The sequence below is a fragment of the Castellaniella hirudinis genome, assembly GCF_047468865.1.
GTDB lineage: Bacteria > Pseudomonadota > Gammaproteobacteria > Burkholderiales > Burkholderiaceae_B > Castellaniella > Castellaniella hirudinis_A.
Genome location: NZ_JBLGTV010000001.1, coordinates 49,606 through 63,399, shown reverse-complemented (window position 1 = coordinate 63,399; position 13,794 = coordinate 49,606). Strand labels below are relative to the sequence as shown.

The window sequence follows — 13,794 nt, the reverse complement described above, 5'->3', positions numbered from 1 at the left end:
AGGAAAAAGCGTAATATGACAGCTTTAAAAAAACATGTTATATTTACGCCTCTTTAGCGGCTGTAGCTCAGTTGGATAGAGTACTTGGCTACGAACCAAGGGGTCGTGGGTTCGAATCCTGCCAGCCGCGCCAGAATTACCCTGCAATATCAGCAGGTTAGAAACCGCCTAGGGGCCAACGCCTAGGCGGTTTTTCTTTGCCTGGGTGAATTTGCGTGACTTCTTTGAGGGCCGCCCGCCGGGGGCAAGGCCCCCGGCATCGCATCAAGCGGTCACGCTCAGGCGGTCACGTAAAAGGCAATGCCTTCGTAGTTGAAATGGCCGCTTTGCATCACGGCTTCCATCTCGGCGGTATCCGCCGTGTAGAAATGGGTACCGGACTCGGCATTCAAGAAGCGGTACAGCGCCGTCGTGCCATCCGCTTGGGTGCCGTAGGCATTGAAAGCCTGCCCTTCGTACTGCCAGGCTCCGCCGATTTCCATAAGACTATTGGCCTCGTCCACCCCTGCGGTATAGAAGTGATCGCCCGTGGCCTGGTTGTAGAAACGCTGCACGACCACAGTGTCCGCACCGGGAATGCTGGCGCCATCGACGCTGCGGCCAAACACCTCGCCTTCATACGCAAAACCGTTCAACTGGGTCACAGCCGTGGCTTCGTCGTTATTGGACGTATAGAAATGCAGGCCCAGGTCGGCGTTATAAAACCGGTAGACCGCCGGAGTCAGATCATTCAGGTTGGCCTGGAAGCCGTTGAAATTGGCGTATTCGATATTAAGCAGCGTATCGGTTCCGTCCCGGTTCGCCGTCAGATCCAGCACGGCGTATTCCCGGCTGAACACGTTGTAGCTCAGGTCGTAGCCAGGCAGCGCCCCGCTGAACACCGCGCTGTCCTGCCCGTCGCCGCCATTCAGGTAGTTATCGGCGGCATTGCCGCGCAAGACGTCGTTGCCCGCCCCGGTCACGGCGTTTTCGATAAGCGTCGTCCAGGCGATGGCGAGATTGTTGGTCATGCCATTGACAGAGGAATACTGGCCCGGATTGAGGTTGACCAGACTATCCGTCCCCCAGCCGCTGAGATTCAGGGTGTCCACCCCGCCGGCGTCGTAAATCGTCAGAATGGGGTATTCATTGACGGAAAAATCGAAAATCTGTGCCTGGGGGCCCTGGACATTAGAGCCAAAACCATAGACCGTGTCCTCTACCCGGGTGGTGGTGTCGGCCCCATACATCTCCTGGATCACCATGATATCGTTGACCATCGGCGTCTGGGCCGAATACCCCCGGCCATCGGCCCCGAACCAATCGCCCCAGGCCACCAGGCCTTCGCCCCGGTTCATGCCCGGGCCATAATACGACATGATCGACAGCATGTCGCTGTCCTGGTAGGACGACGGCCCATCGTCATCGTCGCCGTTGTAACCCCCCATGTGATTCAGACCCAGCGCGTGGCCGATTTCGTGCACAAAGGTGATAAAGCCGTGTTCGCCGATTTTCGGCGCCTGCAGGTTGTCATGATGGGACGAGAACCAGACCGTGCCGCCATCGCGCGGATAGAGGGCAAAGGCGTAGCCCTCGGTAGCAGACGTATTGCTGACCAGGATGTCGGCGTTGTGCACCGACCCCTGGACAATGCTAGGCGCGATCAGATCATCCCACAACATCATGCCCAACTGAGCCAGGGGCTGCTGCGCCGCGTTCAGGGGTGAGAACCCAGTCAAGACGTCGGCCAGCTCCGGGTCAGAAAATGCGCTGGTAGACTGGGGAAAGGCATACGTTATGACCGGGCTAAACCATTTACTGCCGGAGTTCATCTGATCGAAGACTTGCTGGTCAGTCCATTGGGGAAGGGCCATGTCCACACTCCTTGGGTTAACAAATGACACTGCTGTAAAAAAAGGTATTAGTTCATGATTCTACAGACAAATAGGATGTTGGCGTACCTTACAAACGTTCGTTTCAGGCCAGACATGGCGCTCGGACAAATGACCGCGCCACTGACTTGCATTGTCTCGTCGTGTGCTCGAATCCTGCCAGTCGCGCCATACAAATCAGGGCTTACATATTTCGATATGCAAGCCCTTGTGCTTTGTGCGCATCTTCGCCTCACGGATGGCCGGGCCGGGGGGACAATGCCCCCCGGCATCGCATCAAGCGGTCACGCTCAGGCGGTCACGTAAAAGGCAATGCCTTCGTAGTTGAAATAGCCGCTTTGCATCACCGCTTCCATCTCGGCGGTATCCGCCGTGTAGAAATGGGTGCCGGACTCGGCATTCAAGAAGCGGTACAGCGCCGTCGTGCCATCCACCTGGGCGCCGTAGGCATTGAAGGCCTGCCCTTCGTACTGCCAGGCTCCGCCGAGTTCCATGAGACTATTGGCCTCGTCCACCCCCGCGGTATAGAAGTGATCGCCCGTGGCCTGATTGTAGAAACGCTGCACGACCACGGTGTCCGCACCGGGAATACTGGCGCCATCGACGCTGCGGCCAAACACCTCGCCTTCATACGCAAAACCGTTCAACTGGGTCACAGCAGTGGCTTCGTCGTTATTGGACGTATAGAAATGCAGGCCCAGGTCGGCGTTGTAAAAACGGTAGACCGCCGGAGTCAGATCATTCAGGTTGGCCTGGAAGCCGTTGAAATTGGCGTATTCGATATTAAGCAGCGTGTCGGTTCCATCCCGGCCCGCCGTCAGATCCAGCACGGCGTATTCCCGGCTGAACACGTTGTAGCTCAGGTCGTAGCCGGGCAGCGCCCCGCTGAACACCGCGCTGTCCTGACCGTCGCCGCCATTCAGGTAGTTATCGGCGGCATTGCCACGCAAGACGTCGTTGCCCGCCCCGGTCACGGCGTTTTCGATGAGCGTCGTCCAGGCGATGGCGAGATTGTTGGTCATGCCATTGACAGAGGAATACTGGCCCGGATTGAGGTTGACCAGACTATCCGTCCCCCAGCCGCTGAGATTCAGGGTGTCCACCCCGCCGGCGTCGTAAATCGTCAGAATGGGGTATTCATTGACGGAAAAATCGAAAATCTGCGCCTGGGGGCCCTGGACATTGGAGCCAAAGCCATAGACCGTGTCCTCTACCCGGGTGGTGGTGTCGACCCCATACATCTCCTGGATCACCATGATATCGTTGACCATCGGCGTCTGGGCCGAATGCCCCCGGCCATCGGCCCCAAACCAATCGCCCCAGGCCACCAGGCCTTCGCCCCGGTTCATGCCCGGGCCATAATACGACATGATCGACAGCATGTCGCTGTCCTGGTAGGACGACGGCCCATCGTCATCGTCGCCGTTGTAATCCCCCATGTGATCCAGACCCAGCGCGTGGCCGATTTCGTGCACAAAGGTGATGAAGCTGTCTTCGCCGATTTTCGGCGCCAGCAGGTTGTCATGATGGGACGAGAACCAGACCGTGCCGCCATCGCGCGGATAGAGGGCAAAGGCGTAGCCATCCGTATTGGCCGTATTGCCGACCAGAATGTCGGCGCTGTGCACCGACCCCTGGGTAATACTGGGCGCGATCAGATCATCCCACAACATCATGCCCAACTGAACCAGGGGCTGCTGCGCCGCGTTCAAGGGTGAAAACCCAGCCGCGTATTCGGCCAACTCCGGGTCGGAATATGCGCTGGAAGACTGAGGAAAGGCATACGTAATGACCGGATTGGGCCATGTGCTGCCGGAGTTCATCTGATCGAAGACTTGCTGGTCGGTCCATTGAGGAAGGGCCATGTCTACACTCCTTGGGTTAACAAATGACACTGCTGTAAAAAAGGGTATTGGTTCATGATTCTACAGATAAACCGGGCGCTGGAATACTTATCGACGTCGTTCCAAGAGACAGCCAGGCCACGGACACCGATGGCCAGGCGTTTTTCTTACGAATATGCGATGTGGCGCCATGTGGTTCGCTTTGTCGGCCCTGAAAGGCTGCTTTGAAGAAGGCCGAATAGCCGCCAGCGGCAGACACGGCATCAGCGGTGAATCAGGCAAGCCGCAGCATTGCTCACCAACAGCCGGGTACCAAGGATTCGCTTCGCCGGGCGCCCACCCGTTTCTGGCAAGCCGGGCGGCGGCTTCCGTGCCCGCCCTTGACATGGCCGCATCGGCTCAGTACGTTGTACCGATAAGACGATGTCAAGGCATGCTGACCTGGCCATGATCACGTCGCCAAGACAAATTCAGCATCACCGGCCCCGGCAACAGCATGACCTCCCGTAATCCCCTTGTACAACAATTCAGCGCCAACGAGTCAGGCCGAGACTTCGCGGTGGGCGACATACACGGCTGCTTCAGCAAGTTGGAAACTGCCTTGCAGAAGATCCGGTTTGCGCCGGCATTCGACCGGCTGTTTTCGGTGGGCGATCTGGTGGATCGCGGGCCGGAATCCCAGCATGTGCTGCATTGGCTGGATCGGCCCTGGTTTCATGCCATCTGCGGCAACCACGATTTGATGACATGGCGCAGGGCCGCCGGCGATCCGTATCCTGCGGTCGATCATGTGGCGCATGGCGGCCAATGGTTGGATCAGCGCAGTCGGGTCGAGCAGGAACGCATCGCACAACGTCTGCGCGGGTTGCCGCTGGCGATAGAGGTGGACACCCCACAAGGGATGGTCGGCATCGTCCATGCCGATTTCCCCTACGACGACTGGCAGGCCATCCACCATGAACAATTCAGCGCCAACGATCGGGAAGCCTGTCTGTGGTCGACGGATCGTTACCGCACGCGGTACACACAGCCCATCAGGAATGTACGCGCCGTAGTCCATGGACACGTACCCTGTCCAGAATGGCGCAGTTGGGCAATGTCTTCTACATCGATACAGGCGGTTGGCGCGAGGGTGGGCAGTTCACGCTGCTGGACTTGCAAACGCTGAAGGTGATCCGCTGACCCCGCATTGGCACTCGGTTGACACCCGAACCGCAGACAACAAAAAAGCCACCGCAGCGGGTGGCTTCAATGTCCTGATTTAACAGGGAAAATTCTGGTGGCGCATCAGGGACTCGAACCCCGGACCTGCGGATTATGATTCCGTCGCTCTAACCAACTGAGCTAATGCGCCAAAGCACGCAATTATAAGCAAGTTTTTTAAATCTCGCAAGCCCTGCCGCGCGTCATGGTTCCGGCCGCCCATCTATAGTAGGCTTACAGGGTAAAAGGCAGTCATTCTGGATGCCGCCAACAAAAAGGACACCCGGGATGCTGATCCGGCCACGTTCACGTATCACCCTGCGCCAACTGGTGCTGGTTCTGTCTATAGGCAGCGTGCTGACCATGCTGCTGGCAGGCACGATCGGGGTTTACCAGGTACAAAAAGACCAGTTGATGGACGACACCCTGACGTCCAACCAGGCCTTCGCCGAAAAATTGGCGGCCTCCACCGCCACCCTGCTGGCACAAGCCCAGCAAGACCTGGCCTACACGGCAAACCGCATCGCGCAATCCAGCCAGCAGCTCGCCTCCCTCCAGGACGAGGTCGATTACCTGAGGGAGCAAGGCGTGGGTTTCAATACCGTTTCAATCACCGACAACCAGGGGTACATCGTCACGGTATCGCCGCAGTCCAGGAATCTGAAAGGCAGACGCATCGACCTGGACACCCCACGCACGGCCCTGCGCCACCAGGGGCCCACCATCAGCAAGCCATTTACCACCGTCCTGGGCAATCTGGCCATCCAGTTGACCCACCCCCTGCGCTCGGCGAACAAGCCAGAAAGGGGCTATCTGACCGGCACCATCTACTTGAACTCCAACGGCGCACTGGCCCGCCAGTTGAGCGAACACTTTTTTCGCAATGATACCTACGTGTACGTGGTCGATTCCGCCCGCCGCTTACTGTACCACCCGGATGAAGACAGGATCGGCACGACAGTCGGGGTAAACCTGGCCATCGATGCCGTGCTGAAGGGCATCCAAGGCAGGCAACGCATCATCAACAGCAAAGGCGAGGATATGCTCGCAGGCTTTGCCTATGTTCCCAGTGCACAATGGGGGATTGTGGTGCAGCGGCCCACACGGGTGACGCTTGCGCAGTTGAGCACGCTGATGCACAACATGTTGTGGCAGCTGCTGATCCCAGTGGTCGCGCTGCTGGCCCTGTTGTGGTATTTGTCCACGCTGGTGTCGCGCCCCCTGGAAGCCCTGGCCCAAATCATGCAAGAAGGTTACGAAGATCAGATGCCACAGCGCATCCGCTCGGTGCGCTGTTGGTATTTCGAAGCTGAATACCTGCAAAACGCCTTGTTGTCCGGCCTGGGGGCCGTGGGCCTGCAACTGGGGCTGCTGCACGAGGCCGCCTACCAGGATCCCATGACCAAGCTGGGCAACCGCCGCGGCCTGGGCCTGGCGCTGCAAGCCTGTCAGGACATGGGCCAGCCCTATGCCGTCATGCTGCTGGACATCGACTTTTTCAAAAGCATCAACGATACCCATGGCCACGATGTGGGCGACCAGGTCATCTGCCAGCTCAGCGACATCATGCGCGGTCAGGCACGCGACGGGGACGCCTTGTTCAGGCTGGGCGGGGAGGAATTTCTGGTTCTGCTGCCCGCCACCCAGGCGGACATCGCCACGGTGATCGCCGAACGGCTGAGGGCAGCGGTGGCGCAGGCGCCGATACTGCCGGATCGGACGGTCACGGTATCCATTGGAGTGGCCGGCGGGCGGCCGGATGGCCTGGAAGCCAGCGAGGCCGTCATCAAAGCGGCAGATCGGGCGCTATACCTGGCCAAGCAGCAAGGCCGCAACCGGGTTGTCCGCCAGGCGGTGGAAGCCGTCTGAGCGCTGGCCCGCCACGCCAGACGCGCCGATACGCCGCGCACTATGGAGTGCGCACCAACGTAAAGGCCCCACCTCTTGGTGGGGCCTTACTGCCACTGGGACAGTAGCGCTGCATGGGCGCAGCGCAATGTCAACGCCTTGATGGCGATGAAGCACTACCATTTGGTAGCAGCTTCAGTATAGGCAGGCGCGGCACCCAATGCAAGCCTGGGATTTACCCTGATCAATGGGCCAGGGCGAAATCCAGCGCGGCGCGCACGGCGGCCACCTGGGCCGCATTGCATTGCTCAGGACTGGCCTGGGGGCTGTCGGGATAGACTTCGGTCGTGCAGCGGTAAGGCGCATCGGTCAGGCCCGCGCACAAGCCCAGAGACCGCAGGGCATAGCGGATGACCCCCGGCGCGACCACCGTGGAGCCAATGATTTCGCCATGCTCGTCGGCCGGGGCAATATGCGTGACCTGCCGCACCGCCTGGATGATGGCCTGCTGGAAATCGGGCTGCGGGACCTCGGTGTCGTCCACCACGTAAAACCCATCGGGGACGCCGCCCGGGGTGAATGGCCGGCCATCCCGGGCGGCCAGGGCCGGACGAAATTCGGATTCGTCCGTATCCGTAGTCTCGTGCAAGTCGATATGCACCTTGACCCGCCCGGCAAACGGGGCCACCCATTGCATCAGGGCGGCGGACTCTCCGGCGGGGCTGTCGGCCCGAAACGAACGGTTGGGATCCAGGGCGGCCGGGTTCCAGCGATGGATGCGCTCGAATCCCCAGGGGCTGACACAGGGCACGATGGCGATATCCAGCCGCCCGGCATAGTCCTGCGCATGCTGCACGGCAAACTGCAAGGCGCCGAACACACCGCTGGATTCGTAGCCATGCACCCCGCCCGTCACCAGCGCCAGCGGGCGATCCGCCTGCCAATCCTTGCTGCGCAGCGCCATCAGGGGGTAGTGATCCGGCGCGTAATCCAGCTGGCCATACTGAATCACATCGTACAGCCCGCGCAGCGGCTCGATCGCGTCGAGCACCTGGTCGGCATAGCTGCGCTGGCGCCGCTGACGGCCCAGCCATTGGGCTTTTTCAGCATCGCCCCAGGCGACGCCCGGGGTTCCGATCGGGTAAAACTGCATTCGAGGGCTCCTTGGAAAAATTCGGGTGACTGTAGCATGCGCCCGCGGGCCGAAAACCGCAATCCGTCCCGGACGGCCCCCGGCGGCATGATCCGCATCCGCCGGCCAGCTTGCAATCCAGCGGGACAAAATCGCATACTGGCACCTTGAGCCTACCGGACACCGCACACCATGACCTCCCTGACCCCCACCTTCGAAGACCGCGCCTGCGGCGCACTGATGGGCGCCTATATCGGCGACGCCCTGGCCCTGGGGCCCCACTGGTATTACGACCTGGACGCCCTGCGCCGCGACTACGGCCCCTGGATCACCGACTATGCCGACCCGCAAGCGGATCGCTACCACGGCGGCATGAAGGCGGGACAATCTTCGCAGGCCGGCCTGATCCTGGATCTGCTGGCCGCCTCCCTGGCAGATCAGGGCGGCTACCAGGAAAGCGACTTCTGCCGGCGGCTGGACGAGGATCTGTTCACCCAGCTGGACGGCGCCCCCATGGGCGGCCCGGGCGGCTATACCAGCCAATCCATCCGTGAAACCTGGCGCCTGCGGATGCGCGAACACCGCCCCTGGGGACAGGTGTCCGGCCTGGCCGACACCACCGAGGCCGCCGAACGCATGCCCGCCCTGGCCGTCCGCTACGCCCGTCAACCCGCCCAGTTGGCCAAGCTGGCATCGGCCAATACCGCCCTGACGCAACACGACACCACCGTCATGGCCATGACGGTGGCCTATACCTGCGTGCTGGGCAGCCTGCTGCGCGGCGAACCCCTGGACGCCCAGACTTCAAGCCGCCTGATGGCGCTGGTGCACGACGGCGCCCTGCCCTTTCATGCGGTCACCCAGCCGGGCGAGCAACCCCCGTCCTCAGGGCCGGAGGCCGCCCGCCACGCGGGCCAGTTCCCGTCGCCCGACGCCCTGCTGACGGCCTCTTGCGTGGTGCGCGCCGCGCAAGACCCGGACATCCGCATCGAACCCGCCTGGAAGGCATCCTTGGTATACGGCATGCCGTGCGCGGTATACCATCAGTTTCCCGCCGCCTACTACCTGGCGGGCCGCTTCCAGGGGGATTTTGAATCGGCCGTCCTGCACGCGATCAACGGCGGCGGACAAAACATGGCCCGGGCCATGCTGACCGGCGCCTTGTGCGGCGCCATCGGCGGCATCCAGGCCATCCCCGAGCGTTTCTTGCAAGGCTTGGCACACGCCGACCGGCGCCTGGCCCGGGCCAGGCAACTGGCCCGCCAGGCGGACGCCGCGCACTGATCTGCCGGAAGCCGGGATCGGGGCGCTTGCCGCTCAGTACTGCCGGGAAAGATCCACCACGCCGGTAATGGCCTCGCCCCGGCCGACGGCGCGAATCTTGTCCGCAATCTGCCGCACGCACAGCGACAACAGGCTGGCGCCGGCCACGTGCGGGGTCACCTGGATGCGGGGATCGGCCCAAAAGGGATGGCCGACGGGCAGCGGCTCTTGCGCAAAGACATCCAGGGCCGCCCCGCGCAAGCGCCCCGATTGCAGGCTGGCCAGCAAATCGGCCTCGACCAGATGAGCCCCCCGCGCAATATTGATCAAATACGCGTCGGGCAGCAATTGGTCGAATACGGCCTGCGACAAAATACCTTCGGTTTGCGCCGTCAGGGGCAAAACATTGACCAGCACCCGGGTGCGCGCCAGGAATTCGGCCAGTTGGCCGTGCGCATACCCTGGCGTCCCCGCCACGGTTTTACCGCTGCGCGACCAGACCGCCACCGGGTAATCCAGGGCGGCGCAAGCCTGGGCCACCCGCGCGCCCATGACCCCCGCGCCCATGACCCCGACGGACCAGGCCTGCCGGTCGATGTCCGCCAGGGGCTGCCAGCGCGCCTGCGCCTGAAGGCCGGCATAGCGCCCCAGGTCGCGCGATTCGCGGATCAGATAATGCAGCACGTATTCCGCCATCTGCACCGCCATGCCGCCGTCTTCCATGCGCACCAGCGTGACGGCATCGGACAGGCCGGGCAACGGCAGCAAGGCATCCACACCGGCCCCGAGATTGAACACGTGCGTCAGACCGGGTTCGCGCTGGAAAAGATCCGCGGGCGGGGCCCAGACCACGGCGATCCGGGCTTGCTCCGCCGCTTGCGGGTCATCCAGCGCCCGCACCCGGTGCTCGGGCAGCGCCCGCTGCAGGGCATCGATCCATTCCTGGGGATTGGATTCATGGCGGGAGGCAAAAACGATTTCCATTCGGCAATACCAGACGAGAACGACAGAACACGGGGGACTGTAGCACAAGGGGTCAGCCTAATCGCCCCGCCGGCGCTGCCAGAACGCCCCCTCGCGCCAGCGATCCTGCTGGGCATAATAAAAATTGCGCTGCAGCACATAGCGATCCCAGCGCAGCGCCTGGCCATCCAGATACTGTTGCACCTGGCTTTGCGGCCGGCCCGCGGGGACGGCCGCCTGCAGCTGATAATGCACCTGATGGCCGGCTTCGCTGCCGCTGTCCAGGGCTTTCCAGATGCCTTGGGACGACAAGGGATCGTAGGCCTGGGCGGCGTCCCCCGCAGCCAGCCAATCCGGCCCGCCAAACGCCTGCAGGCGCTGACTGCCCGCGGGCGCGCCACGCACCGGGCGGCTGCCGTCGGCGGCATAACCCTTGTCCCGCAGCAGGGGCCGCAGGTGGGTCGAAGCCTGCAGCAAGGCGTCAAAGCCGGCCTGGTGGGCGGCTTGGCGGGCGGCCGGCAAATCGTGATCCGTATGAAACACCAGCAGGCGCCGCGCGGCCGCGCCCGGCAGCCGGTTGCTGTACCACCAGCCCAGCGGGCCGGATTCTATCCGGGTATAGACGTCCTGATCCGGCATCGCGCTGTCGTACCACTGGGCATAGGCAAACAGGCCGTCCAAAGGCTGGCAGGCCACGCCCAAGGCGCGGCCCACCACGGCGACGCGCCCGGAGGCATCCACCAGAAACCGGGCCTGATGCACGCAGGCGCCGCCCGCCTGTGCCTGTGCCTGTGCCTGATCCAGCGTCACCCGCCAGCGCGACAGCCCGTCCACCTGGCGGACGCAGGACACGAAGCGCCCGCCCACCAGCGTCGCCCCGGCGGCGGTTGCCCGGTCGCGCAGGGCCTGGTCGAACGCCAAGCGGTCGACGCACAGGCCGTGGCCCGCGGGGGTATAGAAAAAATCCGTCGTATCAGGCTGTGCGCCGGCCCACAACGACACGTTGCCCGCCGTCCGAAAGCCGGCGGCGACGCGATCCAGCACATCCGCCGAGGGCCCGAGAAACTGCCGCACCAAGCCCACGGCCCCGGGGGCAATGGATTCACCCAGCTTGAAGCGCGGCGCGGCGCGGGCTTCAACCAGCAGCACGCGCCAGCCAAAGCCCGCCAGCGTGATCGCAACAGCGCAGCCGGCCGGCCCCGCCCCCACGACCACGACATCCCAGGAAGCGCCCGCGACAGGCGCACCCGACGTCATCAGCCGGCGTTGCCGGGCGGCCGATCCAGCACGGGATCGCGTTCTTGCTCGACAAAGACGATTTCGCCGTTATCGCGCACAAACTGGCCATCCGCGGATTTCAGCGGCAGCACCATGCCCAGCTTGGGCCAAGCGTACAACATCTGGTCGTAGCCGTCGGTGGACGACAAGGGCTCACCACTTTCGTCGTAGCCCCGGAACCATTCGCGGTGCGTGCGATCCTGGGTCTTGCTGTCGTACTGGAATACGACGTCGGGCCGCTGCGTGGGCCACCAGGCCGTATTGCAGGACCAGAAATCGCCCTGCCAGGGGCTGGACATATAAGCGCTGAGGGCGCCGGGCTCGATATCCCCCGCCACCCGGAAGGCGGCGGCGAATTTTTCTCGGTAAATGATCAGGTAGGGGAACTCGATGCCGGGATGGAAACCCCCGCCAATCGTGGGCTCCAGGGCGGCGGCATCCAGGGCGTGCGGCTGCTGGGCCAGCGGCAGCCCATCCAGCGCCACCGGCGCCTGCGGGGCGCCGACCTGGAAATTGCCTTCGGCCCAATCCTGCAAGTGGCGCAGCTGCCAGTCGGTCAGGCTCAGGAACTGATTGGGGAAATCGTCCCCCAACTGCTGATTTTGCAGGGGTTTCCCGCCCGTCCCCCAGAGCTTGGGCATCTGGTGTTCATCCACGGCCGTGGTGAATTCGGGTTTTTTCCAGCTCTCGGGCCGCAGCGGCGGCGCGGGCATCAGGGAATCCACCAAGCGGCTGCGCGGGCCCGAAGCGTGCCGCATCAGGGTGTAGATGCGTTCGCGCAAGGGTTTGAAATCCTCGCCGGGATTGGACAAGGCCGTGACGTAATCGGGACTGAGCAGATTGCCGGGCTGCTTGGGGCCGTGCGCCAGGTTCTTGGTGCTGGGATCCACCCCCGCCGCCTGGGCGCTGACCCAGCCATAATTGACCGCCTTGGCGAACAGCGGATAGACATCCCGGTAGAAATCCGTTTTCTCGCCCGCGTGCGGATACACCTCGGGAAAGGCTTCGTAGACGCGATCCAGGATGGAGACCACGTGCATCATATGGGGCGCATACTTGGGCGGCGCCGTGACGACCCAGGCCCCGCGCAAAGGATTGCGGCGGCCTTCGTCCGTGGCGGACGCCACGCCATCGCGCGTACTGAGCACCGTGCCATCGGCCAAGGTGACCGTCACGTCGATTTCGCCGCCACAGGTATCGTCCCACCAGCCGGGAATATTGAAATACGCGAACTGATTGGTCAGCGGATCTTCGCCGCTATCGGGGCCGTTGGGCGGATTGTGGAATTCGCTGGGGTTGGACAGGGCGACTTTCGGGGTGGTCACGCACCCGCCTTTGCCGGGCGAGGCGACGAACAACAGGCGGTCGGCTTCATCCAGCCGCAGTTGGCCAAGCTCGATACCGCGTGCCGGGGCATAGGTGACGTCGACTTCCTGGGTGATGTCGGCGGGCGTATACCCCTCGAACCGCAAAGCGCCGGGCAGCTTGCCTTTTTCGATGCCGGTGAAGACGTCGCCCTTCAGAACCACCGCGTCGCGCTGGCCGGAGGCAATCGTCTGCACGCCGGGGTCGATGATCAACTGGTCGCGCTGGCCGGGTTCCAAGCCAGGCTGAATGCCGGCATTGCGCAGCTTGTCGGGGTTGAACAAATACGCCCCCTGGAACGCGTAGTTGGCGGCTTTCATGTTGCGCACGTGCACGCGCCAATGCAAGGACTTGACCTGATCGGAAGCGGCGGAGAGTTCGCCGATGACCTGGTCGTCGGCATCGTAGGCATACACGCGATAGCGCTGGGCCTGGCGTTTCAGACGCATGTCGGCATCACGATAGCTGCCGCCGTCGGGCCCGGGCCCGCCCTGGCCGCCGGGATCCACCACCACCCCGGGGGCCTCGGGGCCGATGAAGAATTCATCGCTGTTGCCCATGCGGGCCAGGCCGATGCCGGGATGAATGCGTATGCTTTTAATGGCTGCGGACATAAGCTCCCCTGTTATTTCCCGGACACAACGGCCCAGTCGAGCAAGTTATTGGATACCACGACATAACGGCGGCTGCCATGGCCGATCGTGGCCTGGATGCCGTCCTGGCCTCGGGCCTGCCGGTAGACGGAAAAGCCCCCGCCGAACCCCGCCTTGATGGATTTTTCGACCTGAGCGGGGGAAGCATCCGCCAACGCCGGGGCCGTCCGGCCCACGGCCATTCCCGGCAGCAGCGATGCCCCGGCCGCCCCGCCACACGCCTGCATAAACGTCCTGCGCCTGATGTTCATTCATGTCCTCCTGGTATCCACATGCCTTAGGCATGCACATTATGGGTGTGAACATTATGGCAGATCACATGGAAACCACGCGATAAGATTTAACCCGACCATCCAGAACGCCGACGCCAAACC

10 protein-coding genes and 2 tRNA genes are annotated in these 13,794 nt (G+C 62.8%); 4 read left to right on the top strand and 8 right to left on the bottom strand.

The features are described from left to right. The first annotated feature begins 56 nt into the window (after positions 1 to 56). Positions 57 to 133: transfer RNA gene (locus ACMHYJ_RS00270), tRNA-Arg, on the top strand. A gap of 145 nt (positions 134 to 278) precedes the next feature. On the opposite strand, the gene ACMHYJ_RS00265 is transcribed toward ACMHYJ_RS00270, so the two are convergent. Together ACMHYJ_RS00265 and ACMHYJ_RS00260 are read right to left on the bottom strand one after the other, a co-directional pair. Next, a complete protein-coding gene (locus tag ACMHYJ_RS00265) occupies positions 279 to 1,853 on the bottom strand; it encodes a M10 family metallopeptidase C-terminal domain-containing protein (RefSeq protein ID WP_414244192.1) in 1,575 nt (524 codons plus the stop codon). 308 nt (positions 1,854 to 2,161) lie between these two features. After that, positions 2,162 to 3,736, bottom strand: a complete 1,575-nt coding sequence (locus ACMHYJ_RS00260; RefSeq protein ID WP_414244191.1) for a M10 family metallopeptidase C-terminal domain-containing protein — start codon at positions 3,734 to 3,736, stop codon at positions 2,162 to 2,164. A gap of 475 nt (positions 3,737 to 4,211) precedes the next feature. Between ACMHYJ_RS00260 and ACMHYJ_RS00255 the strand changes: the two genes are divergently transcribed. Next, entirely contained in the window at positions 4,212 to 4,883 is a 672-nt protein-coding gene (locus ACMHYJ_RS00255) for a metallophosphoesterase (RefSeq protein WP_414244190.1), read from the top strand. Positions 4,884 to 4,992: 109 nt separating this feature from the next. Here the strand turns inward: ACMHYJ_RS00255 and ACMHYJ_RS00250 are convergent. Further along, positions 4,993 to 5,069: transfer RNA gene (locus tag ACMHYJ_RS00250), tRNA-Met, on the bottom strand. Positions 5,070 to 5,206: 137 nt separating this feature from the next. Between ACMHYJ_RS00250 and ACMHYJ_RS00245 the strand changes: the two genes are divergently transcribed. Continuing rightward, the gene (locus tag ACMHYJ_RS00245) at positions 5,207 to 6,787 is read left to right on the top strand and encodes a diguanylate cyclase (RefSeq protein WP_414244189.1); all 1,581 of its coding nucleotides are present in this window, start codon (positions 5,207 to 5,209) and stop codon (positions 6,785 to 6,787) included. A 223-nt stretch (positions 6,788 to 7,010) separates the two neighbouring features. Here ACMHYJ_RS00245 and ACMHYJ_RS00240 read toward each other — a convergent pair whose 3' ends face one another. Further along, positions 7,011 to 7,919, bottom strand: coding sequence for a M14 family metallocarboxypeptidase (locus tag ACMHYJ_RS00240; RefSeq protein WP_414244188.1), 909 nt, complete (start codon positions 7,917 to 7,919; stop codon positions 7,011 to 7,013). A gap of 171 nt (positions 7,920 to 8,090) precedes the next feature. Here ACMHYJ_RS00240 and ACMHYJ_RS00235 point away from each other — a divergent pair, with 171 nt between their 5' ends. Then, complete coding sequence (locus tag ACMHYJ_RS00235; RefSeq protein WP_414244187.1) at positions 8,091 to 9,182, top strand: ADP-ribosylglycohydrolase family protein; 1,092 nt, start codon at positions 8,091 to 8,093, stop codon at positions 9,180 to 9,182. Positions 9,183 to 9,215: 33 nt separating this feature from the next. Here ACMHYJ_RS00235 and ACMHYJ_RS00230 read toward each other — a convergent pair whose 3' ends face one another. The 4 genes from ACMHYJ_RS00230 to ACMHYJ_RS00215 are packed head-to-tail and all read right to left on the bottom strand — an operon-like array spanning position 9,216 to position 13,671. After that, complete coding sequence (locus ACMHYJ_RS00230; RefSeq protein ID WP_414244186.1) at positions 9,216 to 10,145, bottom strand: 2-hydroxyacid dehydrogenase; 930 nt, start codon at positions 10,143 to 10,145, stop codon at positions 9,216 to 9,218. Between the two features lie 57 nt (positions 10,146 to 10,202). Further along, entirely contained in the window at positions 10,203 to 11,381 is a 1,179-nt protein-coding gene (locus ACMHYJ_RS00225; protein WP_414244185.1) for an NAD(P)/FAD-dependent oxidoreductase, read from the bottom strand. Next, positions 11,381 to 13,381 (bottom strand): LodA/GoxA family CTQ-dependent oxidase, encoded by a 2,001-nt coding sequence (locus ACMHYJ_RS00220; RefSeq protein ID WP_414244184.1) that lies wholly within the window; start codon positions 13,379 to 13,381, stop codon positions 11,381 to 11,383. Before ACMHYJ_RS00220 ends, ACMHYJ_RS00225 begins: the two co-directional genes overlap by 1 nt. 11 nt (positions 13,382 to 13,392) lie before the next feature. After that, positions 13,393 to 13,671, bottom strand: a complete 279-nt coding sequence (locus ACMHYJ_RS00215) for a twin-arginine translocation pathway signal protein (RefSeq protein ID WP_414244183.1) — start codon at positions 13,669 to 13,671, stop codon at positions 13,393 to 13,395. Positions 13,672 to 13,794 lie beyond the last annotated feature (123 nt).